Annotated in this window: 23 protein-coding genes and 2 pseudogenes; 15 read left to right on the top strand and 10 right to left on the bottom strand. The window is 69.7% G+C overall.

Annotated elements, in window-relative coordinates:
* The first annotated feature begins 310 nt into the window (after positions 1 to 310).
* The 3 genes and pseudogenes from ACTMSW_RS09605 to ACTMSW_RS09595 all read left to right on the top strand — a co-directional run bounded on the left by ACTMSW_RS09605 (position 311) and on the right by ACTMSW_RS09595 (position 2696).
* Positions 311 to 1139: pseudogene (locus ACTMSW_RS09605) on the top strand (ABC transporter ATP-binding protein).
* A complete protein-coding gene (locus ACTMSW_RS09600) occupies positions 1136 to 1897 on the top strand; it encodes an ABC transporter permease (protein ID WP_441180171.1) in 762 nt (253 codons plus the stop codon). The pseudogene ACTMSW_RS09605 and the gene ACTMSW_RS09600 overlap by 4 nt, the downstream one beginning before the upstream one ends.
* 29 nt (positions 1898 to 1926) lie before the next feature.
* Positions 1927 to 2696: pseudogene (locus tag ACTMSW_RS09595) on the top strand (MerR family transcriptional regulator).
* Between the two features lie 110 nt (positions 2697 to 2806).
* On the opposite strand, the gene ACTMSW_RS09590 reads toward ACTMSW_RS09595, so the two are convergent.
* Together ACTMSW_RS09590 and ACTMSW_RS09585 are read right to left on the bottom strand one after the other, a co-directional pair.
* Positions 2807 to 5128 carry a sigma-70 family RNA polymerase sigma factor gene (locus ACTMSW_RS09590; protein ID WP_441180170.1) on the bottom strand — a complete coding sequence of 774 codons (2322 nt, stop codon included), beginning with the start codon at positions 5126 to 5128 and terminating at the stop codon, positions 2807 to 2809.
* A gap of 135 nt (positions 5129 to 5263) precedes the next feature.
* The gene (locus ACTMSW_RS09585; RefSeq protein ID WP_441180169.1) at positions 5264 to 6316 is read right to left on the bottom strand and encodes a LysR family transcriptional regulator; all 1053 of its coding nucleotides are present in this window, start codon (positions 6314 to 6316) and stop codon (positions 5264 to 5266) included.
* Positions 6317 to 6736: 420 nt separating this feature from the next.
* On the opposite strand from ACTMSW_RS09585, the gene ACTMSW_RS09580 reads away from it, so the two are divergent.
* The 8 genes from ACTMSW_RS09580 to ACTMSW_RS09545 all read left to right on the top strand — a co-directional run bounded on the left by ACTMSW_RS09580 (position 6737) and on the right by ACTMSW_RS09545 (position 15602).
* Complete coding sequence (locus tag ACTMSW_RS09580; protein WP_441180168.1) at positions 6737 to 8635, top strand: choice-of-anchor Q domain-containing protein; 1899 nt, start codon at positions 6737 to 6739, stop codon at positions 8633 to 8635.
* 120 nt (positions 8636 to 8755) lie between these two features.
* A complete protein-coding gene (locus tag ACTMSW_RS09575; protein ID WP_441180167.1) occupies positions 8756 to 9313 on the top strand; it encodes an RNA polymerase sigma factor in 558 nt (185 codons plus the stop codon).
* A gap of 114 nt (positions 9314 to 9427) precedes the next feature.
* Positions 9428 to 10288: a hypothetical protein gene (locus ACTMSW_RS09570; RefSeq protein ID WP_441180166.1), complete on the top strand. Its 861-nt coding sequence runs from the start codon at positions 9428 to 9430 to the stop codon at positions 10286 to 10288.
* Positions 10285 to 11166 (top strand): ABC transporter ATP-binding protein, encoded by an 882-nt coding sequence (locus tag ACTMSW_RS09565; RefSeq protein ID WP_441180165.1) that lies wholly within the window; start codon positions 10285 to 10287, stop codon positions 11164 to 11166. The genes ACTMSW_RS09570 and ACTMSW_RS09565 overlap by 4 nt, the downstream gene beginning before the upstream one ends.
* Positions 11163 to 12809, top strand: a complete 1647-nt coding sequence (locus tag ACTMSW_RS09560) for a hypothetical protein (RefSeq protein ID WP_441180164.1) — start codon at positions 11163 to 11165, stop codon at positions 12807 to 12809. Before ACTMSW_RS09565 ends, ACTMSW_RS09560 begins: the two co-directional genes overlap by 4 nt.
* Positions 12806 to 13492: a hypothetical protein gene (locus ACTMSW_RS09555; protein WP_441180163.1), complete on the top strand. Its 687-nt coding sequence runs from the start codon at positions 12806 to 12808 to the stop codon at positions 13490 to 13492. Before ACTMSW_RS09560 ends, ACTMSW_RS09555 begins: the two co-directional genes overlap by 4 nt.
* 356 nt (positions 13493 to 13848) lie before the next feature.
* Positions 13849 to 15003 (top strand): sensor histidine kinase, encoded by a 1155-nt coding sequence (locus tag ACTMSW_RS09550; RefSeq protein WP_441180162.1) that lies wholly within the window; start codon positions 13849 to 13851, stop codon positions 15001 to 15003.
* Entirely contained in the window at positions 15000 to 15602 is a 603-nt protein-coding gene (locus ACTMSW_RS09545) for a response regulator (protein ID WP_441180161.1), read from the top strand. The genes ACTMSW_RS09550 and ACTMSW_RS09545 overlap by 4 nt, the downstream gene beginning before the upstream one ends.
* Before the next feature lie 49 nt (positions 15603 to 15651).
* Here the strand turns inward: ACTMSW_RS09545 and ACTMSW_RS09540 are convergent, their stop codons facing one another.
* Together ACTMSW_RS09540 and ACTMSW_RS09535 are read right to left on the bottom strand one after the other, a co-directional pair.
* Entirely contained in the window at positions 15652 to 15774 is a 123-nt protein-coding gene (locus ACTMSW_RS09540) for a hypothetical protein (protein WP_441180160.1), read from the bottom strand.
* A 317-nt stretch (positions 15775 to 16091) separates the two neighbouring features.
* Positions 16092 to 17294 carry a low temperature requirement protein A gene (locus tag ACTMSW_RS09535; RefSeq protein WP_441180159.1) on the bottom strand — a complete coding sequence of 401 codons (1203 nt, stop codon included), beginning with the start codon at positions 17292 to 17294 and terminating at the stop codon, positions 16092 to 16094.
* Here ACTMSW_RS09535 and ACTMSW_RS09530 point away from each other — a divergent pair.
* The 4 genes from ACTMSW_RS09530 to ACTMSW_RS09515 are packed head-to-tail and all read left to right on the top strand — an operon-like array spanning position 17293 to position 20594.
* Complete coding sequence (locus tag ACTMSW_RS09530) at positions 17293 to 17940, top strand: lactococcin 972 family bacteriocin (RefSeq protein ID WP_441180158.1); 648 nt, start codon at positions 17293 to 17295, stop codon at positions 17938 to 17940. The genes ACTMSW_RS09535 and ACTMSW_RS09530 overlap by 2 nt on opposite strands.
* A gap of 55 nt (positions 17941 to 17995) precedes the next feature.
* Positions 17996 to 18487, top strand: coding sequence for a hypothetical protein (locus ACTMSW_RS09525; protein ID WP_441180157.1), 492 nt, complete (start codon positions 17996 to 17998; stop codon positions 18485 to 18487).
* 59 nt (positions 18488 to 18546) lie between these two features.
* A complete protein-coding gene (locus tag ACTMSW_RS09520) occupies positions 18547 to 20007 on the top strand; it encodes a hypothetical protein (RefSeq protein WP_441180156.1) in 1461 nt (486 codons plus the stop codon).
* A complete protein-coding gene (locus ACTMSW_RS09515; protein WP_441180155.1) occupies positions 20004 to 20594 on the top strand; it encodes an ATP-binding cassette domain-containing protein in 591 nt (196 codons plus the stop codon). The genes ACTMSW_RS09520 and ACTMSW_RS09515 overlap by 4 nt, the downstream gene beginning before the upstream one ends.
* A gap of 10 nt (positions 20595 to 20604) precedes the next feature.
* Here the strand turns inward: ACTMSW_RS09515 and ACTMSW_RS09510 are convergent, their stop codons facing one another.
* From ACTMSW_RS09510 to ACTMSW_RS09485, 6 genes are all read right to left on the bottom strand, one after another.
* Positions 20605 to 21261: a response regulator gene (locus ACTMSW_RS09510; RefSeq protein ID WP_441180154.1), complete on the bottom strand. Its 657-nt coding sequence runs from the start codon at positions 21259 to 21261 to the stop codon at positions 20605 to 20607.
* Positions 21258 to 22412 carry a sensor histidine kinase gene (locus tag ACTMSW_RS09505; RefSeq protein WP_441180153.1) on the bottom strand — a complete coding sequence of 385 codons (1155 nt, stop codon included), beginning with the start codon at positions 22410 to 22412 and terminating at the stop codon, positions 21258 to 21260. Before ACTMSW_RS09505 ends, ACTMSW_RS09510 begins: the two co-directional genes overlap by 4 nt.
* A 23-nt stretch (positions 22413 to 22435) precedes the next feature.
* Positions 22436 to 23185: an ABC transporter permease gene (locus ACTMSW_RS09500; RefSeq protein WP_441180152.1), complete on the bottom strand. Its 750-nt coding sequence runs from the start codon at positions 23183 to 23185 to the stop codon at positions 22436 to 22438.
* Complete coding sequence (locus ACTMSW_RS09495; RefSeq protein WP_441180151.1) at positions 23182 to 24078, bottom strand: ABC transporter ATP-binding protein; 897 nt, start codon at positions 24076 to 24078, stop codon at positions 23182 to 23184. Before ACTMSW_RS09495 ends, ACTMSW_RS09500 begins: the two co-directional genes overlap by 4 nt.
* A 287-nt stretch (positions 24079 to 24365) precedes the next feature.
* Positions 24366 to 24695, bottom strand: a complete 330-nt coding sequence (locus ACTMSW_RS09490) for an FtsX-like permease family protein (protein WP_441180150.1) — start codon at positions 24693 to 24695, stop codon at positions 24366 to 24368.
* A 55-nt stretch (positions 24696 to 24750) separates the two neighbouring features.
* Positions 24751 to 25629: a LysR family transcriptional regulator gene (locus ACTMSW_RS09485; protein ID WP_441180199.1), complete on the bottom strand. Its 879-nt coding sequence runs from the start codon at positions 25627 to 25629 to the stop codon at positions 24751 to 24753.
* Between the last annotated feature and the right edge of the window lie 93 nt (positions 25630 to 25722).

Raw genomic sequence — 25722 nt, 5'->3', positions numbered from 1 at the left:
GTCACGGCCGGGCAAGGTGATGCGCGCCCGACCTGCTCACCCTCGCGGCGGAGACGGCCGGCGCGACGGGCGTACGCATCGAGGTGCCGGGACTGGCCGACGTGGTGGCGCGAGCCGGCTGGTGACCGAGGCCCGGCGGCTCGCCACCGCGCTGACCGCCTGATCCGCTGACTAGCCTGCAGTGCCGACAGCAGGTAGTCCGGTCGCTGAGCCCACCCGTAGGCCCGACATCCACGTCGGCGGCTGATGCCGGCCAGATGTTGGTTCCGGGCTTGACCTTGACGCAGCGTCAACCCTGCATGCTGGCGCCATGTCCAGAGATTCTCGTCAGACAGCCGAGCCGGCTATCCAGATTCAGGGCCTGGAGAAGTCGTACAAGCAACTGCACGTGTTGCGCGGCGTGGACTTCGACGTGGCGCGGGGCACTATCTTCGCGCTGCTCGGCTCCAACGGGGCTGGCAAGACCACCCTCGTGCGGATCCTGTCGACGCTGCTCCGGCCGGAGGCGGGAACGGCCAGGGTCAACGGCTTCGACGTCACCACCCAGGCGGCGAAGGTTCGCGAGTCCATCAGCCTGACCGGGCAGGCAGTTCGCGGCCGTCGACGAGATCCTCAGCGGGCGGGAGAACCTCATGCTGGTCGCCCGGTTGCGGCACCTGCGGGACCCGGGCCGGATCGCGGACGACCTGTTGGCCCGCTTCGCGCTGACCGACGCGGCCACCCGGAAGGTGTCGACGTACTCCGGCGGCATGCGCCGCCGCCTCGACATCGCGATGAGCCTCATCGGGAACCCGCCGGTGATCTTCCTCGACGAACCGACCACCGGACTGGACCCGCAAGCGCGCCTCGAGGTGTGGCAGGCCGTCCGAGAGCTCGCCCGGCAGGGCACGACGGTCCTGCTCACCACGCAGTACCTCGACGAGGCCGAACAACTCGCCGACCGGATCGCGATCCTGCACCAGGGACGCATCATCGCCGACGGCACCCTCGGCGAACTGAAGCGGCTGCTTCCGCCGGCCACGGTCGAGTACGTCGAGAAGCAGCCGAGTCTCGAGGACGTCTTCCTCGCGATCATCGGCGACCAGGGCACAGCAGACGCCCCCAACCCGACGGCACAAGCAGTCAAGGACCCTCGATGAACAGGCACTTCCTCGGCGACACCGCCGTCCTGCTGGGGCGGTCCCTGCGCCACATCAGCCGCAGCCCGGACACCATCATCACCACCGCGATCATGCCGATCGCCTTCATGCTGCTGTTCGTCTACGTGTTCGGCGGCGCAATCCAGACCGGGTCGGACAGTTACGTCAACTACCTGCTGCCCGGCATCCTGCTCATCACCGTTGCCTCCGGCATCTCCTACACCGCGTACCGGCTCTTCCTGGACATGAAGAGCGGCATCTTCGAGCGGTTCCAATCCATGCCGGTCGCACGCTCGTCCGTGTTGTGGGCGCACATGCTGACCTCGCTGGTCGCCAACCTCGTCTCGCTGGTCGTGGTGGTGCTGGTCGCCTTGGCCATGGGCTTCCGCTCGCAGGCCGGCGCGCCGGCCTGGTTCGCGGTCACCGGCATCCTGATGCTGTTCACGCTGGCCCTGACCTGGCTCGCCGTGATCCCGGGCCTCACCGCGAAGTCCGTGGACGGCGCGAGCGCATTCTCCTACCCACTCATCTTCCTACCGTTCATCAGTTCGGCCTTCGTACCCACGCAGAGCATGCCCGGTCCGGTGCGCGTCTTCGCCGAGAACCAGCCGGTGACCGCCATCGTCAACACGATCCGCGACCTGTTCGCCCAGCAGCGAGTCGATGGCGACATCTGGATCGCCCTCGCCTGGTGCACCGGTCTCCTCGTTGTCGCCTACGGCGTCGCCATGGCCATCTACCGCCGCCACGTCGGTTGACGACGGCCATCGTCGTGCAGGCTGAAACCATGCTGACGATCGGACAGTTGGCGTCCTACGCCGGGGTGACGATCCGTGCGGTGCGGCACTACCACCAGATCGGGCTGCTGCGGGAGCCGGAGCGGGACGCCTCCGGCTACCGCAGCTACGACGCCGCCGCGGTCGTGCGACTCATCCGGATCCGGACCCTCGCCGAGGCAGGGGTCCCGCTGGCCCGGGTCAGCGAACTTCTCGACGCCGACCCGGAGACGTTCGCGGCCGCGACCATGGAGATCGACCGGCGGTTGGGTACCCAGATTCGCGAGCTGCAGGAGCACCGACGGCGCATCGCGCGGCTCGGCTGCGGCGACTCCCTGGCCGTTCCGGCGGAGGTGGTCGACTACCTCGACCGCCTGAGAGGCACCGGAGCGCCGGCTGCCGTCATCGAGGCCGAGCGCGACGGGTGGATCCTCATGGCGGCGCGGTGGCCAGAGGTGATTCCGGAACTCATGGCCGACAAGGTGGCCCAGCTGGCCAATCCGAAGGTCGTCCAGCTTTACCAGCTGATCGGCCGGATCGCGGACGACGGGGCGACGAGGAGCTGCTACGCGACACGGCCGACCTGATGAGTGAGCTGTTCGAAGAGGCTGCGGCCAACGGGGAGCTCGATCGGCAGGACGACGTCACGCCCGACGCGGCATTCGTCCGCCTGATGGACGCGTTCGCCGGCGCCGCCCACCCCGCTGTCGGGCGGTTGCGCGACCTGCTCGCCGAGCGTGGCTGGACCGGGTGGACCGTGATCGAGAAACGCGAGCCATGAGGCTTGTGAAGGAGGTGATGGTGCGCCGCCCGGTGACCGTCGCCGCGTCGCGTACCGGCATGACGACACGGGCAGCCGACGCTGACGGCAGGCCCGGGTGCGGTTCGCCGTCAACGGCGTTCGAGGGCTCCGCGATCCACCGGGCGCGCGCGGGCGGCCCGACCGGCGTCCAGCTTCGGGGCCAGCTCCTCCGCGCCGCTGTCAGCAGCGGGGCTGCCCCCCGCGAGGCGGAAGTCGGCGGCGTCCGCGTCGACGAAGCGCGGCGAGCCGGTGAGCACCGCTGGATCCCTCGGCGTATCGAATTCTCCGGCCAGCAGGTTGTGGTCGAAGCGGACGCCGGTGGAGCGGTGGACCATCGCCGCCGGACTGCCCGGGCCGGGCACCACGATGTTGTTGCTGACCCGTACGTCCCGGGCCCTGGTGACCGCCAGGTCGATGTCGATGGCGGGGTGGGTGGCGTTGTGGTAGAGCGTGTTGTTGACGACGTCGACGTGTGAGCCGTCGAAGATGTTGATCCCGCGCCCGCCGTTGTGGTGCGCGATGTTGTTCTCCACCAGGGTCCGCCCGGTGTACGGCTGCTGGAACAGCGGAGCGCCACGGATGTCGTCGTTCTCCAGCGACTCGACGATGATGCCGTTGCCGTCGGTCACCCTCCTGGCCGCACCGCTGCACAGGCACGGGACCAGGTTCTGATTCTCGGACGACACGTTGCCCCGGATGACCATCTTGTAGCCCGTACGGCTGTCGGAGTTCCACAGGTTCGAGAACGAGATGCCGCTGCCGCCGTACGGTGAGTACCAGCCGTTGCGGCTGGTGATGTTGTAGGCCGCGGTCACGTAGTCGGCGTACTGCACCGAGAGGCCGGCCAGCGTGCAGTCCGTCAGGGTGTTGCCCCAGACCACGACATGATGCGGACGCCGCGGCGGGTCGGCGTTTCGGAGTTCGGTGACGGCGATGCAGCTGTTGGAGACGGCGGGATCGGAGACGTCACCCCGCTTCGCCGCCGCGACCTGCTCCTTCGTCAGCTTGGTGCGCAGACCGGTGACGGTGAAGCCGGAGACGGTGACGTAGGAGGCACGCACCCAGATGCCCTGCCATTGCGAGGCACGTACCACCGGACGCGCACCGGGATAGGCGGCCCACGTGATCCACTTCTTCGGGGTGCCGGATCGCTGGATCGTCACGACGCTCGACTGGCGCGCGTCGCTGTACTCGCCGTCGTCGACCAGCACCGTGTCCCCCGGCTCGGTCAGCTCGGCGGCACGCCGCAGCGTCCGAAGGGGCTCGGCGCGCGACCGACCGCTGTTGCGGTCGTCGCCGGTGCCGGAGACGTACAGGTAACGGCCGCCCTGGGTCGGCGGCGTCTCACGCGCCGACCAGTCGGGGCCGCCGAAGCCGGCTCCGGCGCCGACCGGAGCCGCTGCCGTGGCGGACGGAGACGCTGACGGTGTGGCCGAGGCGGAGAAGGCGGGTGTACTCGGCGGGGCGGCGGTGAATCGGGGTGCCGTGACGATCGAGGGGGTGGGTGACCGGTTGACGATGAAGGCACCGACGCCGAGCACGGTGACGAGGGCGGCCCCGACCACGGTGACCCACTTGACCACCGGGTTCTGCAGGATGCCCGACGTGGGGACAGCCAGCTTGCCGGCGGCGTCGCCCAGGTGCGGGGGAGGGGCCAGCAACGGTACGGTGACCAGAAGCCGCTCCAGTGGCAGTAGCGTGGCCGCCGCTGCACCGCAACGGCGGCATCCCTGCACGTGCCGGGTCAGCCGTTTGCGCCAGACCGGAGCTGGCCGACCGTCCCAGGTTCTCAGCAGACTACGGAGTTCGGCGCAGCCCTCCGGCCCCTCCATGGCGGCCAGGGCATCGACGATCAAGCGGGCCGCCTCCACGCGGAGCCACAGCCGTTGCAACCGAACCCGGGCGTGCGATGCGGAGATGCCGAGTGCCGGAGCCAGCTCGCTCCTTGCCATGGCATCGACCTGCACCAGCCACCACAGGCTGAGTAACGCCTGGTCGTCGGCATCGAGCCAGCCGGTCGCCGCCGCGAGCGTACGCCGCTGCCGGCCGGCCTCCAGGCGGTGTACTGCCTCGTCGCCCGGAGCGACGTGCTCGGCCACCAGATCGTCGGGGTCGGCAAGGGTGAAACGCTGCCGGTCGGCGCCGATCCGGTTGCCCCGCCGCCGGGTCTCGCGGATCGCGATCGTCACCAGCCACGAGCGGAATTTGGCCGGTTCCCGCAGCCGCGGCAACCCGGCCATCGCTCGCACCATCGTCTCCTGCGTCACGTCGTCCGCGTCCGCCGGAGGCAGGGTTCGGGCGGCGACGTTGTAGACCAGCGGCAGATGCTCGCGCAGCAGCCGGTCCAACGCGGCCCGATCGCCCTGTTGCGCGGCGACGATCAGGTCGGCCGGCACCACGTCCGCGCTCACCGGCACCCTCCCTGGTGACGCTGGTGCCACGGCCGTCTGGGGGCGCGCGTGGCGCCGCATCCCGACCAACCCCCAGAACCCGATCTCACCGTCGGCCTCTCCGTTTCCGGACGTCGCCGGGACTCGTCCCGCTTTTCACGACGTCGTGGCGTACCGCTGCACAGTGGTACGGCCGGGGTGCGAGAGCCGTTGAACGATAGCCGGGCGGTGGCGGGCCGGTCGCTCGGCCAGGCTTTCGGCCACACCGCGCATCGTCGCCAGCACCCGGTGGGCCAGCTCGGCCGGGGTGGTGGACGACCACGACAGGTAGGCCGCACATTCCGGGGCACCGCGAACCGGCCGTCGGACCACGGTCTGCCCGGATGCGGTGAGAGGGCCGGCGAACGCCACGACCCGCCCGGCCGCCACCATTCGCTGGATCTCCTCGGCGTCGTCGCTGGTGGGCACGACCCGTGGGCGAAAACCGCCCAGCGCCGCGCAGGTCCGCTCCAGCAGGGCAGGGCCGTGCCCACTGGCGCCACCGGCCCACACCTCGTCGGCGAGGTCAGCCAGCTCGACCGAGTTCCCCGCGGCCAGCCGGTGGCCCGCCGGCAGTTCAACCGCCAGCGGCGACTCCCCGATCAGGGCCGTCTCCAGGTCGCGCAGGTCGGGCGGCTCGGTGAAGGGCATCCTGTACCACAGCCCGAGCTGCACCTGCCCCGCTCGGAGCCGGTCGGCGAGCACCCTGGGCGACGGAGCCGTCCCGCACGTCCAGCGGACTCGACGAAACCGTTGCACCAGGGGTCTGAGCATCCGGGGCGGCTCCACTGCGCTGACGTCGAGCCGTGCGGCGAGCCGCTGCGGTGACGACGCAGGCTCGGGCGGTTCGACCGTGGTCCCGGTCATCTCGAGCTGGACCTGTGCCCAGCTCCGGGCGGTTCGGTCGATCCAGTCGCTGAGCACGAGTCCGGCGGCCGTCAGGGTGGTCACCCGCGTGCTGCGTTCCAGCAGACGCACCCCGAGGGACTCCTCCAGCCGGCGGATCCGTACTGAGAGGGCCGGTTGCGTGATCTGTAGGGTGGCTGCCGCCCGGGTGAAGTTGAGCTCCTCCGCAACGGCCCGGAAGGCGGTCAGGTCGCCCCAGTTGATCCGGGCGAGGCCGCTCTCCCGAGCCAGCAGGTGCGGCCCGATCTTGCAGTCGTCATGCATCACAACTCTCCCTCCTGCCGGTACACGGCGTACCGGGCTCTCGCCGTGCAGACCCGGTCGGGACGCGGGGCGTAACACGAACTGGAAAGAAACGACGGGAAGTCCCCGGTGACACCTCGGCCCCGCCCAACGTCGAAGAGCCGCTACGCGTACCAGCGGGGTGCCGGGCGCCGACTGATAAGGCTGTCGACATGAATAGTCCCCGAAGCCTGCTTATCGTCGTCGCCGAACGACGGACAGTCCTGATTGATAACGTTCTCGACATGACCATCCATGGCCGAGTCAATATCATTGCGCTCTTCCCTTAAGTGTTCTTGAAGTAAACGCAGACAACCCGGGATGAACAATTGTTGCCGTTAGTCTCTTGACGCCGCAGAACTATCGCCGGCGATGCCGCTTCATCGATCTCTCGGAGTTGTCGTGTCCGTTCCTCACCACGTTCCTGCCCACACCGCCCGGCCGAAGGGGCGGCGGCTGTTGGTCGCCGCCGTCACGGTGCTCACCGTCGGGGCCGTCGGGCTGACCGCCGCGGTCGCCTCGGCGGGCGACAAACCGGCGGTCGACTCCCTCGTCCTGCTCGACGCCAGCAGCGATCAGCGGGTGCCCGGCCGGCAGCCGCTACGCTCCCGCGAAACGGTCGACCTGGCCGCGCTGGGCACCCGGGAACTGAGCGTGCAGGCGCTCACGTCCGCGAAGGTGGGCAGCGTCCGTTTCGAGGTCGACGGTAAAACCACCCGGGTCGAGAACCACCAGCCGTACGTGCTCAACGGCGACGCGGAAAAGGGCACCGACTTCCTGCCGTGGCAGCCCACCGTCGGGCGGCACACCCTCGTGATCACTCCATACCTCAAGGACCACGGCAAGGGCGAGGCCGGCACTCCCGTCCGCATCACCCTCACCGTCACCGACGGCGATTCCCCGACCCCTCCGGCGCCGGGTCCGGGCGCCACCGATCCGAACGCCGCGCCCGGCACCCCGAAGCCCGGCACCTCGAAGCCCGCCACGCCCGGAACTCCCGCGTGGTCGGCGGGCCGGATCGCCGGTGCCGGTATCGGCGGGCCGACCTGGTCCGCCGGACAGTTGCCGCCCACCCAGGGCGGGCGGCACCGGTACGTCAGCGGGAACGGCAACGACCAGGCCGACGGGCTGACCCCGGCCACCGCGCTTCGCACCCTGCAGCGGGCGGCCGACCTCACACAGCCCGGAGACACCGTGGTGATCGGCGACGGCACCTACTCCGCGCCGGGTAGGCAGTTCGTACTGGGCATCAGGCGTTCCGGCACGCCGAGCAAGTGGATCACCTACGCCAGCGCGCCGGGCGCCACCCCGAGGATCGAGGCCACCGGGTGGCAGGGTGTGGCGGTCAACGCCCGCTACGTCACGGTGGCCGGGCTGACCGTGCAGGGCGCGACCGACCGGCTGACGGAGCGGCAGAAGAACGCCGCCCGTAACGGCGACCTGAAGGATCCGATGATCAACACCAGTTGCATCGCGGTGGCCGAGCCGCACGGAGGTGGCGAGTCGACGTACCCGCACCACGTCCGGATCCACGGCAACACCGTGTCCGGCTGCCCGCTCAACGGCATCAGCGCGATGCACGCCGACTACGTCGAGGTCACCCACAACCTGTCGTTCGGCAACAGCAACTGGTCACCCTACGGCGGCAGTGGAATCTCGCTGTTCCAGGCGTGGAACTCCGACGGCAGCACCGGCCACAAGATGATCGTCCGCGGCAACATCACCCGCAACAACGGCTCGTTCGTCAAGTGCGGCTGCAGCGACTTCAAGGAGATCACCGACGGCGGCGGCATCATCATCGACTCCTTCGACAACCGGGACGCGAAGATCAAGAAGCCGTACCGCGGGAGGACGCTGGTGGAGAACAACATCGCCTACGGCAACGGTGCCCGCGGCATCAACGTCTTCCGCAGCGCCCACGTCGACGTCGTCAACAACACCGTCCACCACAACGGCCATCAGCCCTCGATCAGGGACAACATGAGCGTCGTCAAGGCGAGCGACGTCCGGGTCTTCAACAACATCCTGGTCAGTGCCGGTGGCGACATCACCGCCGCCTCGATGTCCGCGGCTACCGGAGTCACGTTCGACTCCAATCTGATCGCGGGTGGGACGAACGTCTCCGACCCACGCAAGCTGTCCGGCAACCCCCAGCTGGCCAACCCGGGCGGGGGCGACTTCCGGCTCCGGAACGGCAGCCCGGCCATCGACAGCGGAACCGCAAGCCTCGCCGCAAAGACCGACGCCAGCGCCACTCCGCGGACCGGTCCGGTCGACCGGGGCGCCATCGAACACCGCTGACACGACCCCGTCAGCGTGGGGCCCGGCGTGCGTCGCCGGGCCCCACCGCTGCGCCCTGGGGTGGCCGAGAATCTCCTCCGACATGTGAACCGCTGACCCGGTGCTGTGCGATAGAGGTGTGTGACGACTGCTGCTGTCCCGCCGCCGAGCGACGCTGAGCTGCTCAGCGCGGTCGCGGCCGGCGACCGCGCGTCTTTCGAGGCCCTGTACCGCAGGCATGCGCCGTGGCTGGTGGTCCGGTTGAGGTACCGCTGCGCGGACGAAGCCCTGGTCGATGATGTGGTGCAGGACGCGTTCCTGCAGGTGTGGCGGGGCGATACCGGCTTCGAGTCGCGCGACACCGGTGAGGTTGCCGGCTGGTTGTGGCGTATCTGCTCCCGCCGGCTGGTTGATGCGGTGCGTCGGCGGGGGACGCGTGATCGGTTGTGGCAGCGGCTCAGCTGGCGCCGCGCGGATGTGGCGGCGTCGGCCGAGGATCTGGTGCTGGCCGGAGTGGAGCACGGCGATCTGGCGGGGGCGCTGGGGCGCCTGTCGCCGGAGCTTCGGGCCGTGCTGCAGGCGACGGTCCTGGACGGGTTGACCACACGCGAGGCCGCGGTGCTGCTCGGTATCCCGGCCGGCACGGTCAAGACCCGGGCCATGCGGGCCCGCGCGCAGCTGCGCCGGGAGTTGGCGTGAACACGACGGGCGCGGTGCGGGCCTCGGTTCGCCGGACGCGCGGTGTGCGCGGCGGGTCACCGGTCAGCGGTACGGCTTCGGGCGATCGTCGTTGCGCGGAAGGGGGTGGCCCGGGTGGGTGGTGACTGGCATCTCGATGCGGGTCTGCTGGACAGCTACGGCGAGGGCCGGTTGGACGGGCCGGTGCTGTGGTCGGTGGAGGCGCACCTGGCGGCGTGTGCTGTCTGCCGTGGGCGAATCGCCACCGCTTCGGCGGCGCCGGCGGTCGAGCGGATCTGGCAGCGCCTTGACGCTGCCGTCGATGCGCCGCGCCCCGGTGCCGTGGAGTGGCTGCTGCTGCGGATCGGCGTACCCGAACACCTGGCCCGGTTGTTGGCCGCCACCCCGACGCTGCGGTTGTCCTGGCTGTGTGCGGTGGCGGTGACCCTCACCATCGGGGTCGCAGCGAGTTGGCTCGGTCGCTTCGCGCAGATGCCTCTCGCTCTGCTGGCCGTGGTTCCGATGATCGCGGTGGTCGGTGTCGCGGTGGCCTTCGGGCCGCGCGTCGACCCGACGTACGAGATCGGGCTGGCCGCGCCCTTCGACACGTTCCGCCTCGTGCTGTTGCGTACGTCCGCGGTGCTGACCGTGACGATCGTCCTGGCGGGCCTCGCCGGCGTCGCCGCCCCAGGCGCCGGCCTGCGGACGATGGCGTGGTTGGCCCCGGCGCTGCTGCTGACCGTCGCGACGCTGGGGTTGAGTCCGGCGCTCGGCCCGGTCCGGGCCGCGAGGATCACCGGCGCCACGTGGTTGCTCGCGCTGGTCACGACCGTCCGGCTGCCCACCGGCTCGTCCGCGCTGTTCGAGCCGGCCGTCCAGGCCGGCATGGCAGCCACCGCCACCGCCGCCGCGGTGGCCGTCCTGGTCAACCGGTGGCGCTTCGACACCGGGCACCGCCTACCCCTGACCCCTCGATCCCGGAGGTTGCACCGATGACCGTCGCATCACCCTCGTACACCGACGTGTCCGTCCGGGGGGTGACCCTGCGCTACGGGCGGACCACGGCCCTGCACGACGTCTCGTTCGCCTTCGGTGCCGGCGTCACCGGCCTGCTGGGCCCGAATGGTGCGGGAAAGACCACCCTGCTGCGGGTGCTGGCCACCGCGATCACACCGGACACCGGGACGGTGTCGGTGTTCGGGGCCGACCCGAGCGCTCCGGCCGGCCGGCTCGCCGCCCGCAGACGGCTCGGCTACATGCCGCAGGAGCCCGGCTTCCACCCGAACTTCACCACGTTCGAGTTCGTCGACTACGTGGCGATCCTCAAGGAACTGGGCGACCGCCGCACGCGCCACGACCAGGTGCGCCACGCGCTCGCCGAGGTCGGACTCTCCGACGAGCGGAGCAGGCGCATCAAGGCGCTGTCCGGCGGCATGCGCCGGCGCGTCGCGCTGGCTGCCGCGATCGTCGGCCACCCCGACCTGTTGATCCTGGACGAGCCGACCGTCGGGTTGGACCCCGAGCAACGGCTACGGTTCCGCGAACTGATCGCCGAGCTGGGCGAACGCTGCACCGTGCTGCTGTCGACCCACCAGACCGAGGACGTCATGTCCCTGTGCCGGCGGGTGGTGGTGCTGCACACCGGCCGGGTCCGCTTCGAAGGGCCCCCGGCGGAACTGGCCGACGTGGCCCGGGGGCGGGTCTGGCTGAGCCAGGCCCGCGGCGTGGACACCGTCGCGGCGTGGCGTACCGGCGAGGGCGAGTACCGCAACCTCGGCTCCCCACCGCCGGGCGCCCGGCTGATCCCCCCGACCTTGGAGGACGGCTACCTGCTGCTTGGCGGGGCCGACGCACAGCAGGAGGCCCACGCATGACCACCGTGCGATCCACCGCACCGCGGCACACCGTCACCGACGCCCCGGCCGGCGGCTTGGGCGAGGCGAACGCCGCGACCCTGGCCCTGGCCCGGGTCGAGAACTGGCGCCTGCTGCGCCACCCGATCGTGCTGACCGCGGTCACGCTGGTCCTGACCGGCTGGATCGTGCCGGCGTTCACCGGCTCCGTCACCAGGTTCCCGGTGCTGTACGCCGAGGACTCGGCCCTCCTGTTCGAGATGACGCTGATCGCCGCAGCGGTCATGATCGCCGCCAATCTGGCCGTGCTGCGCACACACCGTCACGGCGTGACCGTGTTCACCGACGTGCTGGTCCTGCCCGCCTGGCGACGGACCCTGGCCCACCTGCTCTCCCTCCTGCCGTCGGCCGCCGTCGCCGGCATCCTCGCCGTCGCCCGCATCGCGCAACTGGGCCTGCAGTCCGGCGCGGCCGGCTCACCGGACCCGCTGCAACTGGCTGTCGCACCGGCCCTGGTCCTGCTGTTCGGCGCGGTAGGGGTGCTGCTTGGCAGCCTCGTACGCTCCACCGTCGTCGTACCGGTGCTGCTCGTGCTGCTCCTGTTCTTCTGGCTGTTCCGGCCCCCCTTCTTCGCGGGGAGCGAGAAGCGCCTCAGCTGGTTGTCGCCGGTCGAACTGTTCCCCGGTGACGTCGGCCCCGGCGGTCTGCCGCCGGTGCAGTTGATGTACGAACCGGCCGGCGCGCACCTGCTCTACCTGCTCGCCCTGGCCGTGCTCATCGCGGTGGCCGCGCTGCTGCGCGCCGGCGCGCCGGCGATTCGTACCGCGCCTGCCGGCGTGCTCGCGCTGCTGGTCGTCGTGGCCAGCGGTGTCGCCCAGGTGCAGCCGACGCCGGACGACGTCATCGCCCGCCGCACCACCATGACCAACGAACCGTCCCGTTTCCACGACTGCGTTCAGCGGGACACCGTCACCTACTGCGCCTTCCCGGAGTTCGTCGCCTGGACCGAGGCCTGGCGACGGGTCGTCGACGGTGTCCGGCGTCCGGTGCCCGCCGAGCGCGCGACGACGCCCCTCGTCGTACGGCAACGCACCGTCGCGGCGAACATCGACAAGTCCGGGTCCGTCCAGAACGGGGCGTCCCTGCGGGCGTGGCAGGACGACGACCGTCGCGCCGGAACCCCAGAGGCCATCTCGGTCGGCACCCAGTGGGGGACACCGATGGACGAGATCGGCTTCGCCGTACACGTCGCGCACCGTGTGGTCACCGGAGCCGCGATCGCCTCGGAGAAGGCGCTCGCGTGCGGCGGCGTGGGGGTGCTCACGGTGTGGTTGGCCGCACAGTCCACGCACGCCGCCGGGAAAGGACTACCGGAACTGCTCGACGCCTCCAGCAGCGGACGATCCGAATACTTCCAGTCGCTCGGTGGCGGCGAGCAGATCGAGATAGGCATCCGCGAAATCACCGTGGCGCAGCAACTACTGGAACAGCCGGCCGACAGGATCACCGACGTCGTGGCCCGATCCTGGTCGCGATTGACCGCACCGGGAACGACCCTCGAGCAGGCCGCAGAGCTCCTCGGCACGACCGCCCCGACCAAGCTCGCCCCCATGCCACCCGAGGAACTCGCCTACTACGGCGACGACTTCAAGGAATGCGGATGAGCCTCGCGCCGGCCCTGCTGCCCCACACAGTCCGAGGCGCCCGCTGGACACCAGTGGCCGCCGCGGCCGCCGCCGGAATCGCGTTCGTCCTGGTCATGACGCTGGTCCCGGTGACGCACGACACCACCGGCCTGACCAACGTGCTGCGCATCGCCGCACTGTTCGGCGCGGTCGGCGCCGCGTTCCTCCTCGACGACCCCAGCGAGTCCAGCACCGCCGCCACACCGGTGCCCCGACCCCTGAGGATCCTGCTCCGGCCGCTGGTCGCGATACCCGCGCTCCTGCTGTGGTGGGCCTCGGTCCTGCTGTTGCTACGTCGTGACACCGACCCACAGACCTGGCAAGCAGTACCGGCCGCCGGCTGCACCCTGGAGATGGCCGCGCTGGCCACCGTGGCACTGGCCGCAGCCGCCCACGCGGTACGCCGCCCACCGCACACCGAAGGCGGAACGACCGCGGCGCCGACCGTCATCGTGCTCGTCGCCGCCGCCCAGTTCGCTCCCGACCGATACCGGCTGTTCCCGGCGCCCCGTGACGAACACTGGATCACCGTCCACCGCTGGTGGATGGTGATCCTGATCGTCGCCCTGCTCCTGCTGGCCTGGGCCAGCCGTGACCTTGCCGCTACGCGCCGGTGCGGGCGTAGCGCAGCAGCGAGATCAGGCCGTCGCGGTCGACGGTAGCGCCGGTCGTCTCGGCGGCGGTCACTGTACCGTCCGGACGGTATCGGACCTGCATAGACAATGGCCCGCTTCCTTGACCGCAGGTGGAGGCGACTTCCTAGGACGCTTTAGAGCGTGTGGTGACCGACGCTCACTGGCTTCCGGGATCCGGACGGGCCGAGGGGTCGGGGTGGCGGTTACTCGATGAAGAGGGGTCGGGGTGGCGGTTACTCGATGAAGATCGACCACGGTGGGAAGTGGGAGACGCAGTACTGACGCCTGCTCCAACCGCCGTCGGTAAGGGCCGGTCAGCTCGTCACCGTTCCATGTGACGTGGTGTCACTGGTTGCGGCCGGTTCCTGCCGGATACTGGGGGAGTGACCGCAGGAGCGCCGCGTTTCAGCGAGTCGACCCAGGGGCGGCTGCGCCGACTCAGCCTCGTGACGTCACTACCGCCACTGATAATTGCCGCGGCAGTCCTCCTCTACAGAGACGCGCACACCTGGTGGCATGTCATCGTCCTGGCGCCGGGTGTCGGGGCGGCGCTGGTGGCCTTCGAACGGTGGACGGCGGACGACCTCGGCCGGGTCGCCCTGCCCTGCATGGTCGTCGCGGGAGTGGTGTGGCCGCTCGGGGTGCTGGTGACGGGCAGCCCGAACGCGTACTGGGGCGTCTGTTCCGTGGGTTCTCTCGCTCTGCGCCAGCTGTGGCGGCGTCGGGGTCTGGCAGCGGTCGGGCTGTTCTCCTACGTCGCCGTCGTCGGCGCGGCACGGCTGCTGGTGGACCGGGACGACGTACGCGACGTCCTGGTCACCTACGTCCTCGTCCCGACGGCCCTCACCGTCGTGGTGACCTTCTTGACCGTGTTGGGCGAACGGTTCTACGACCTCATTCGGGAACTCGAACAGACCAGGGAGAGGGAAGCGGAGCTGGCGGTCATCCGGGAACGCGTCCGGTTCGCCAGCGATCTGCACGACATCCAGGGCCACACCCTGCACGTGGTGAAGCTGAAGATCGCACTGGCGCAGAAAATGATGCTCCGCGACACCGATCAGGCGGCGAGGGAACTGCGGGAAACCTACGCGCTGGTAAGCGACACCATCGCCCAGACCAAAGAACTCGCCTACGCCCAACGGCGACTCAACCTCTCGACCGAACTCGAGAACGCGAAGAACCTGTTCGAGGCCGCAGGCATCCGGGTACGGGTGACCAGACAGGCCGACGTCGACGCCCGCACCAGCGAATTGCTCGGCCAGGTCCTGCGCGAGACGACCACCAACATCCTGCGACACGCGCAGGCCACACAGGTGCAGATCACCCTCTCCGGATCCGGCATCACCATCGTCAACGACGGCGCAACCAGCGACACCCTTCCCGAACTCAGAGGGCTGGCCACCCTCAAGCAACGGGTAGCAGCCGACAGGGGTGAACTCACCGTCGAACAGACCGACGGGCGGTTCCTCACAGCCGCGACGTTCCCGCCCGCCCGCGCCGACGCGGCCCCGACGGCCCCGCGAAAGGACGGCCGATGACCACCATCGTGCTCGCCGACGACGAGGTGCTGCTCCGCAAGGCCCTGGCCGCGCTGCTCCCCATGGAGGGTGACATCACCGTCCTCGCGGAGGCGCAGGACGGTGAGACGGCCATCGAAGCGACCCTTCGACACCGGCCCGACGTGCTCGTCATCGACCTCGAGATGCCGGGCGTGGACGGACTCGGCGCCGTCGCGCAGGTCCGCCGCACACGCCCGGAACAGGTGATCCTCATGCTGACCCGGCACGCCCGCCCCGGCGTCCTGCGCAAAGCCCTGAAACTTGGCGTCCAAGGCTTCGTCAGCAAGTCCGCAGAGCCGGCACACATCGCCTCGGTCGTCACCACCCTGCACGCCGGCAAACGGTGGATCGACCCCGACGTGTCCGCGCTCGCCGTCATCGACGACTGCCCCCTCACCGACCGCGAACTCGACGTCCTGCGGGTAACCGGCGAGGGCTACTCGGTCGCCGACATCGCCGCCCGCCTCCACCTCGCCCAGGGCACCGTACGCAACTACCTCTCCAACGCCATGCAGAAGACCCAGACCCACACCCGCCACGAAGCGGCGCGCTACGCCCGCGAACACGACTGGCTGTGAGATCGGATACCTGGTCCGGGCTCCCGCGCACCCTGGTTGTGCGCTGATCTCAGTCCGCGGAGGCCGTGGCCTCGGTCCCCTGGGTCAGGCGCTCGTAGCAGACCAGGGCGACGACGAACGCGGTGAGCAGGCCGAGCGCGGCCAGGGCGGGTAGGGCCCGGGCTGCTGGCATCAGGAGCAGGGCCACGCCGGCGGCGAGTTGTGCTGTCGGGGCGGATCGGACGGCAAACCGTAGGAACAGCGCTCGGCCGGTGAGATAGAGAACCAGCCCGCCGTAGAGCGCGGTCGTCGAGGTCCACTCAACGGCTCTCCGGCGGGGTGGTGGTGGCCCTGGCTGTGGGCCAGGTTGGCGAGGACCTGCTTGATGCCCAGCGCAAGGTAGATGACGCCGGCGATCAGGGGGAGGAGACCCAGGCTGTACGCGTCGGTGGCGATCCTGTCACGCCGCTCTCTGCGAGGGCGAGACGATTCGTGCCGCTGCTCGACCTCTCAGGATCTGTGGTGAGGTGGGGGCGGGGAAGCATGTTCGGCTGGTTGTCGCCTGGCACGTATGGTGTCGGCGGTGGCGATGCCGGCCAGGACCACAACGGCGGTGACGGCCCCGGCCAGCGGCGGCAGGTAGATCATGGCCGGGGAGGCGCCGGCGAGCACCAGTGCGCCGACCAGCCGGGACCGGGACACCCGGTTGAATACCGCGTGTTCGAGCAGGGAACGCCCGACCAGGAACAGTATTGGTCCGCCGAGGATGACGACGATCCAGGCCGGCTCGGTGTGTCCGGCCGGGTGGCTGATCACGAGTTCGTAGCCGACGGCAACAACGACGATGCCGACCATCATGAGTAGGTGCGCGAACAATGCCTCGCGGGTGAGGCGGGCGGGCTCGCGTGAAGCGGTGATCGCCTCGGGCAACAGCTCACCGGCCCGGAAGAGGTAGACCCGGAACAGCAGCACGGTGGTGATGAAGGAGACCGTGAACGCAGCGGCAGGTCCGCCGTGGCTAAAGGAGGTGTCGCTGTAGGCCGAGCCGGTGGTCAGAATCAGCTCGCCGAGCGCGATGATGAAGAACTGCCGGTAGCGCTCGGACAGGTACTCGGACAGGACGGGCCACTGACCTGGCCGGGTCCAGGGTGCGGGGTAGAACAGCAGTATTGCCGTGATGTCGATGGCGATCGCCAGTGTCCACAAGATTCCGCGTGCCGGTTCCGGCAGGATCGCTCCGGCGATCCACGGCACGGCGGACATCGCGAACCAGAAAAGCACCCCCGCTGCTCGACGTTGGGCTTCGTGGCCGCGTAGCGCCGGCACGAGGATGAGGCCACGAATGATGTGGACCGCCACGTACGCGCCGGCGAAGACGAAGCGCCCGTCGCCGAACGCCCGCGGTGCCGCGACCGCCATCATCAGGGCGCCGAGCATGGCTGTGTAGACCAGCAATTGGATTCGCGGGTGCTGGGTGTCGTAGGTGTTGGTCACCCACGTCGTGACGAACCACAGCACCAGGATGGCCAACAGCAACAGGAGGGTCTCGCTGGCTTCGGCGAGGACCATCCGCCGCTCGCCGAGGTCCTCGGCCAGCCGGTGTGAGACCCGGTTGAGCGCAAAGACGAACACCAGGTCGAAGAAGAGCTCCAGAAGGCTCGGCCGTTGCGGCTGCCCGGGCTTTCGCAGCAGGGCGGTTGCCCCTGTCGACATGGTTTCGCCCGTCCTGTCGGCCTCGTCTGTCTCCTGGCTATTGGTACCACCCTTGGCGGCTCGTCAAGGCGGTACCGGAGGAGTAGCGGCGGTGCAACCAACGCCGAAGCAAGGATCAAATACAAGATCCTTGAGGACGATTGACCAAGCGGTCGCTCGCGACCGGCCGATGAGTGACCACCACATCTCGCCCTTCCCAGGCCAGTCGGACGGTATTCGCCCGGGCCCAGGGCTGGCGGTGTGTAGGTCCTTGTGTAGGCGTTTGTGTAGCCCGTCATGGTCTGCTCTGTGCCGGCAGGCCCTCTCCACGCCGGTGGCGTCTCCACGCCGGTGGCGTCGAAAGCGGCTCCTGAGGATCCGCAAGACATTCGCCGCAGTCGTCATCGGCGCGAGCGCAGTGACGGCAATGGCGGCACCGGCAATGGCCGACAGACAGTACGTGGGCGGCGGGACCTGGGACTACGGCTTCACAGGCCTGGGCTCGATCGTGTACTCCAACTACTACCACCCGAGCACCGATCACGGCTCTTCGGTGCAGGTAGCCGGAATAACCTACCGCAGTGCCTGTGTCGGGCCGGGTACCTGGTCGCACGTCCAGAAGTGGTCGGCCGTCTCCGGAAACAGGGCGTTCTGGCGATACTGCTGAGATGGTCGGGTGTGGGCGCTCACGGCGCCCACACCCGTTCAGGAGAGGAGCGCATTTGCTGCCCAAGGCAATAAAGTTCGCCTATGTCGTGGTCGTGCTGGCCTCGGCCATGATTGCGTTCGTCACGCTGCGCGGACATAGCGAGCTGGCAACAGCGGGCAGCTCATTCGTCCTCCAGGTTGACAAGCCGGATGACGGCGCCGGCGCCTTGCAGGTGGCCGATGCGGTCGAGGGCTTCGCCCGAGAGCACCGGATCAACGTCGGCCGTCTCTACGACGATCCCCTTGATGTCAGCGGACGCAGCGTCTTCCTGACCGTCGGTGACACGTCCGCCACGTCATCGACCTGGATCAACAGCGACTATCCAGGTTTCAGTCCCGAGGTGACGTTGGCCTTCCGTCCGTACCAGGAGGCCCGAAATCTGACGGCGGACGGTACGTACCTGGTCTACGGGTCACGGCAGCAGGGCGACGCACTGCGTGAGATGTTCAAAGCCTCGGTTATCAGAGCGTTCTGGCGCCGGTCCCGTCCCCCGGCGCGCAACTGAGAGCCCTCGGCGCCGGGGCGCTGACTACTTTCGTCCTGGCCATCGCTCTGGTCATCGTCGTGACGGTCGCGTCGAGTGTGCTCCTCAACGCGAGGTTCTACGGGATTCAGCGGTTGCACGGGCGGTCACCGGCCAATCTGGTGGGGGGTGACTACCAACGCGTCCTCCTCTTCGCCGCCGTGGTGGTCCTCGCGGTCAACCTGGCCCTCGCCGGCCCTCTTTATCTCTACAAGGATCTCCATCAGGTCGGCGCCTTCCTGCGGATGGAACTGATCATCGTCGGCGCCCTGGTGGCTCTGGCGCTCGCCGTCCAGGGATTGACGGTCATCCTGTTGCAGCGCAGCCCGATCCTCGAGGCGGTCGGGGGCCGGGTGAGCGCCAGCTGGGCCTTCGCCGGTTCCTACGTGCTGCGCGGCTGGAGTCTCCTGCTGGTCCTGTCCATCCTGTCCTCGGGCCTGACCGCGCTGTGGACGCTGACCGACGCGCGGGCCGCCCATCGGACCTGGGCCGCGGCCGGCGATGCCTATCACCTGCGGGTGAGCGCGGCGATCGAGTACGCGAAGGACGGACCGCAGATCGACAGCCGGATCGGCCAGACGCTGCGGGAGGCCGACGAGCGCGGCGAGGTGACGATCGCCGCCCGCCACGTGCTCAGCGAGTCGAAGCACGACATCCTGGTGGTGAACGAGCGTTACCTGAGCCAGCACGACGTACGCGACGCGAGTGGTGCGCGAGTGACGCCCGGCGCGACCGCGCGGCTGCTGGTACCGGTGCGATACCGCGCGGAGGCGGCCCGGATCGCGGACGAACTGCCCCGTTGGGCGGCGATGGCCGTTCGGGGCGTGAAGCCTGAGGTCCCTGCCGAGCCCATGCGGGACGGCCAGTCGCTGATGTTCTCCACCAACGGAACCGGGGACCGGACCCCGTTGCTGCGTGACCCGGTGGTGCTGGTCGCCCCCGCCGCCTCCGGGATCATCGCTGACGGCGAGTACACCACCATGGCCACCAACGGCGGCATCGTGGTGCAGAATCCCGAGCAAACCATGCGCGTTCTCAGCGACGCCGGCCTGGGTGACTACATCCTCGGAGTCACCCCGGTCGCCCACGATGCCGGACAGCGGTACCTCGAAGCCCGGCGTGACGCGGCGATCCAGCTGATCAATCTGATCATCGGGGCCGCTCTGCTGGTGTTCACCGCAGTGGCCATCGCCTTCGTGTACTGCGGTCGCAACGCGCAGAGCCTGTTTGCCAAACACCTTCACGGTTGGGGATTCGTGCGCGCGCACTGGCGGGTCCTGGCCCTGGAGACGACACTCGGCGCCGTACTGCTGGCCTGGACCTGGAGTGAGTCGGCGGCGATCATCGCTCGCAGCCGGATCACCACGCTTCCCCCGCTGCCGACGTACGTGGTCGAGGGGGCGACCTGGCAGTCGGTGCTGACGGGCGGTGTCGTGCTGACCGCCCTGCTGCTGGCCACCGGGGCCCTGCTGTGGCTGTCCCCGCGGAAGGAGATCCGATGATCGTCGCCGATCGCATCACCAAGGCCTTCGGGCCGAACCCGCTGTGGTCCGGGCTCTCGTTCAGCGTGGGGCGGGGAGAAATGCTCGCCTTGACCAGGCCGAGCGGCGCCGGCAAGTCCACCCTGCTCAACTGCCTGGGTCTGCTGGAGCGGGTGGACTCGGGCACGATCGAGGTCGACGGCCGGAGCATCACGAACCTGCGGGCTGCGGGCCGACGACGGTTCCGCCGCGACACCCTGGGTTACCTGTTCCAGAACTACGCCCTGATCGAGAACGCCAGCATCGATGCGAACCTGGCGGTCGCGGGTCGCCGAGAGACGTTCGCGTCCGCGTTACGAGCCGTGGGCCTGGAAGGGCGTGGCCAGGAACCGGTCTACCGGCTGAGCGGCGGTGAGCAGCAACGGGTAGCCATGGCCCGGCTCCTGGCCAAGAAGCCGACGGTCATCCTGGCCGACGAGCCGACGGCCGCCCTGGACACCGACAACACCGACCTGATCCTCACCCTGCTACGTAAGCTGGCCGAAGGTGGCACCGCTTCCGAAGACCATCGAGGTTGTCGAGGCCGCCGAAAGGACCCTGGACGGTGACGACGCGGGTTCAGGCGCGTGGTTCAACCAGGCCGTTGTCGTACGCGAAGATCACTGCCTGGATCCGGTCTCTCGCTCCAATCTTGGCCAGGACGCGTCCGACATGCTTCTTCACCGTGGATTCGGTGAGGGTGAAGCGTTCGGCGATCTCGGTGTTGGTGGCGCCCTGGCCGATCGCTTCGAGGACCTCCCGCTCTCGCTCGCTCAGCGTGCCCAGGCGGGGGTCGGCACGTGCGGTCGGCGCCGTCTCCTGCAGGTAGGCGTCCATCAGCTTGCGGGTCAGGCTGGGGGCTACCACCGAGTCTCCGCTCGCAACGGCGCGGATACCCGCGATCAGCTCCTCAGGACGGGCGTCCTTGAGGAGGAAGCCGCTCGCTCCGGCTCGCAGTCCGGCATACACGTATTCATCCAGGTCGAATGTGGTCAGGATCAGCACGCGGGTGCGTGAGCCGGCCGCGGTGATGCGGCGGGTGGCCTCGATACCGTCCATACCGGGCATGCGCACGTCCATCAGCACCACGTCGGGGCGGGTCTGCTCCACCATCCGCACCGCCTCTGCACCGGCGGAGGCCTCGCCCACCACGCTCATGCCGGGGGTGCCGTCGAGCAGCATCCGGAAACCCATTCGCTGCAACGGCTGGTCGTCGACGATCAGCACCGTGGTCATGAGGGCTCCTTGAGGACGACGTCGACGAGCCAGCCTCTTCCGGTCGGGCCGGCGGTCACCACCCCGCCGTACATGGCGGCGCGTTCCCGCATGCCGAGCAGGCCGTGGCTCGGGGCAGCGGGTTCGCCACGGCCGTTGTCGCGTACCTGTACCCGTACCTCTCCATCGGAGGCAGCGAGAGTGACGTCCGCGGCCGCGCCGCGCCCGGCGTGTTTGAGGGTGTTGGTGAGAGCTTCCTGAACGATGCGGTAGACCGCGAGCTGCACACCTCGACCGAGGGTGTGCAGCTCGCCCGAGGTGGAGTAGGTGACCGGCAGCCCGGCCGCCCGCACGCTCGGCAACAGCCGGTCGAGATCCTCGATGCCGGGCTGCGGGCTCAACTGCGGATCAGCGTCTCCCTCGCGCAGCACGCCCAGCACCCGCCGCAGCTCGGACAGCGCCTGCCGGCCGGTGTCACCGATCAACCGGAGCGGTTCGGCGGTCTGCTCGGCCCGCGCGGTCGCGAGCGCGGCGCCGCCGTCGGCCAGGCCCACGATCACCGAGACGTGATGGCCGACGATGTCGTGCATCTCGCGGGCCACCCGGGCCCGCTCCTCGGCGACGGCGAGGCGGGCCCGCTGATCCCGCTCGACCTCCAGGCGGGCGGCGCGGTCCTCGAGGGCGATGAGGTACGCCCGGCGGGTGCGCACCGCGACGCCGGACGCGACCGCGGCCACCAGTGTGCCGATCGCCAGGAACAGCGTGATGGTGCGGTTCTCCGTCACCGAGTCGAACAGGTAGATCTCGGCGACCGAGAGCGCGAGGCTGATCCCGGAGGCCCAGGCCAGCGCCCGCCACGAACCGCGCGAGGCCACCCCGAACAGCATCACGAGCAGGATCACCCCGGCGCCGACGGCGACGCCCAGCAATCCCTCGATCAACTCGATGGTCGCGGCGACCAGGAACGCCGGGAGCGGGTACCGCCGCCGCCAGTACAGCGGTGGTAGCAGGACCAGGGTCGCGATCGTCGCCGACACGGGATCTTGGATGAGGTTGGGGATGCTGAAGAGCACGATCGGAACGGCCACCAGGGTGTCCATGACCCACGGGCGGCGCCGGTCGAAGGCCCGCAGCCGCGCCTGCCGGTCCACCAGCCATCCCTGCGTGCTCATCAGCCGATTCTCCCCTTACGCGCCTACGCGTCGGTCATCTTGAGCCGGTATGCCGCCGCGGCGAGCGTCACGACCACGTACCCGGCGAAGACCGCGAGACCGGTCCACGGCGCCAGGGTGCCCTCCGCCTGGGTCAGCGCCATCACGGCGCTGCCGGCGTTGCTGGGCAGGTACGGGGTGACGGCCTCGGCGATCGAGTCCGGCAGCAACGCGGCCAGACCGGGCACGATCAGCAGGACACCGGCCAGGATCGCGATGGCGCCGGCGCTGGAGCGAAGGAGCATGCCGAGCGCGACGCCGAGCACCGCGACCAGGCCCAGATAGAGGCCGGCGCCGAGCAGGGCCCGCAGCACACCGTCGTCGCCGAGGCCCAGACCGCCGACCTTGTCGTTGAGCACGGCCGACCCCAGTGCGAAAGCGGCGAAGGCGCCGGCGGTCATCGTGACGAAGGCCGCCGACCCCGCCACGAGGCTCTTCGACCACAGCACCGGCAACCGGCGCGGCACCGCGGCGAGGGTCGCCCGGATCATGCCGGTGGTGTATTCGCTCGCCCCCAGCAGCGCGCCGAGCACGCCGACGGACAGGGCGGCCAGGAAGCTGCCGGACAGGGCCAGGTCGACCGAGGTCATGCCGTCGCCCGAGAAGGAAGCCGAGGCGATCATGCCCAAGGCGATCAAGAGGAGGACGGAGATGCCGGTCGTGGTCCAGGTGGAGCGCAGTGAGGAGAACTTGGTCCATTCGGCGGCGACGACGCCACCAGGGGTGATCTTCATCGGGAGGCCTCGTATTCGACAGCGTCGCGGGTCAGGTCCATGAACGCCTCTTCGAGCGAGGCGTTCTGCGGGGTGAGTTCGAACAGTGGGATGCCGCGGGTGGCCGCGGCCAACCCGATCTGGCGGGCGGAGACGCCGGCGACGAACAGCTCCTCGGCGCCGGTCGAGGTGACCGTGACGCCGGGGCCGGCGATCACCGTGCGCAGCGCGTCGGGGTCGGCGGTGACGACCCGGACGCCTTCGGCGGTCACGAAGTCGGCCACGGTGGTGTCGGCGAGCAGTTGACCCCGACCGATGATGACCAGGTGGTCCGCGATCAGCGAGACCTCGCTCATCAGGTGCGAGGACAGCATCACGGTGCGGCCCTCGGCGGCCAGGCCGGTGAGCAGGTTGCGCACCCAGAGGACACCCTCCGGGTCGAGTCCGTTGACCGGCTCGTCGAGCATCACCACGGCCGGGTCGCCGAGCAACGCGGCCGCGATGCCGAGCCGCTGGCCCATTCCGAGGGAGAAGGCCCCGACCCGCTTGTGGGCGACGGCCGAGAGGCCGACCAGGTCGAGCACCTCGTCGACGCGGGAGCGCGGGATGCCGTTCGTGCGAGCCATGGCGAGAAGATGGCTGACCGCCGTGCGGCCGGGGTGTACCGCCTTGGCCTCGAGCAGAACGCCGATCTCGCGCAGCGGCGCCTTCGACGACGCGTAGGGCTTGCCGTTGACCAGAACGTCGCCCGAGGTCGGCGCATCGAGGCCGACGATCATCCGCATGGTTGTCGACTTGCCGGCGCCGTTGGGGCCGAGGAAGCCGGTGACCTGTCCGGGCTTCGCGGTGAACGACAGGTGGTCCACGACCGTCTTCGCGCCGTACCGCTTGGTTACTTCGCGTACCTGAATCATGCCCACCACGCTAGATTCGGGCCGCGCCAGCATCCTGGTACCGCAGTCCGCACTTCAGAGCCGCCGGTGGTACCCGGGTACCACCGGCAACCCTTCAGCCGGGTGGCCGCTCGCGTCGCGGGAAGCCCGCACCATCCCCGCCAACACGGGGCGAAACCACGCGATCGGGCGGTAGTCGCCCATCCTCATGAAACGGTTCTGGTGGCTGCCAGGGTTCGGAAACCGGTCATGCGCGCCGGGGCGGTCGCCGGCGTCGTGCCGGCCACCGCCCCGCGCGGGTGTGCCGATTACCGGCGCAGGATCGCTCGTGCCGGCAGGGTGACCGCGAGCAGCGCCAGGCCGGCGGCGGCGACGGCGAAGGATCCGTACGCCAGCGGGGACACGTACGGCGCTTCGCCGGTCGTCCCGCTCATCATCGGGATCAGCGTGGCCGCGACGATGGCGGAGCCGAGGATGATGCCCGAGAGGGAGACGAGCAGGCTCTCCCAGTGGAGCATCGTGAGGACCTGGCGCCGGGTGGAGCCGACCAGGCGCAGCGTGCTCAGCTCCCGACGGCGGTCGAATCTCCTAGCCCGGTGCCCATCGCCCTGCTCGAGCGGACATGAGGCGGTCGTCACCCGGTGATGTCGGCCAAGCGTTCCCGCGAGAGGGTCATGGCCTCGCCGTACCGACTCAAGCGATGCCCGAGCGACCCCCGTCGAGTTCGGTGTCGCGAAGCTCGGCCGCGGAACGGACGAGTGCGGCGATCGCCGGTGAGTAGGCACGGCGTGGCCACGCGATCACCGTGGTGACGGTCGGCGCGTCGACGACGGGCACGGCGACGTGGTCGGGCCATTGCCAGGCGCGGCTGGAGGCGGGGATGACCAGCAGCGTCCGGCCGAGGGCGACAAGCTGGGCAAGTTGTGCCTGGGTGCGCACCTCCGGTCCGGGTCCTTCCGGGTAGGACCCGTCCAGTCGTGGCCAGCGGGCGATCGGCAGGTCCGGTACGTCGCGGACCTGCGCCATGGTGAGGTGCTCGCGTGCTGCGAGGGGGTGCCCGACGGGCAGGAGCGCGACCTGACCCTCGACGTGGAGGTCCTGAGTGTCGAACCCGGCGAGGTCGTCGTAGGGCCGGTGCATGAGGGCCAGGTCGGCGCGCCCGTCGCGTAAAAGCTGGGCCTGTTCACCGACCTCGCAGAGGAGGACCTCGACCGGCGGCGTACCGGACTCGCGAGCGACCGCGGCGAGGAGCCGCTGCAGGAGTTCGTGCGACGCCCCGGCCTTCGTCGCGAGCACGAGCGGCCGTGTTGCGTCAGCGGCGCGCTGGGTTCGACGGGCCGCCGCCGCCACCGCGTCGAGAGCCGCCCGGGCCTCTCGGAGCAGTACCGCGCCGGCGTCGGTGAGCCGCGCACCGCGGCGGTCGCGGTCGAAGAGCTGGACACCGAGCCGGTGCTCGAGCTGGCGGATGGCGCGCGAGAGCGGCGGTTGGGCGATTCCGAGCCGGTCGGCGGCGCGGCCGAAGTGAAGTTCCTCGGCGACGGCGACGAAGTACCGCAGTTCGCGGGTCTCCATGTCGGGCACGATCCAACCCTACGGTCTGATACCTGAGGAGTATCACGGCTTACCTAATCAATCTTGGACGAAAGGTGCAGGACCGACCGAGTA

Origin of the sequence: Micromonospora sp. BQ11, assembly GCF_052068135.1 — a bacterium.
Taxonomy (GTDB): domain Bacteria; phylum Actinomycetota; class Actinomycetes; order Mycobacteriales; family Micromonosporaceae; genus Micromonospora.
This window is presented reverse-complemented; position numbering and strand designations above follow the sequence as displayed.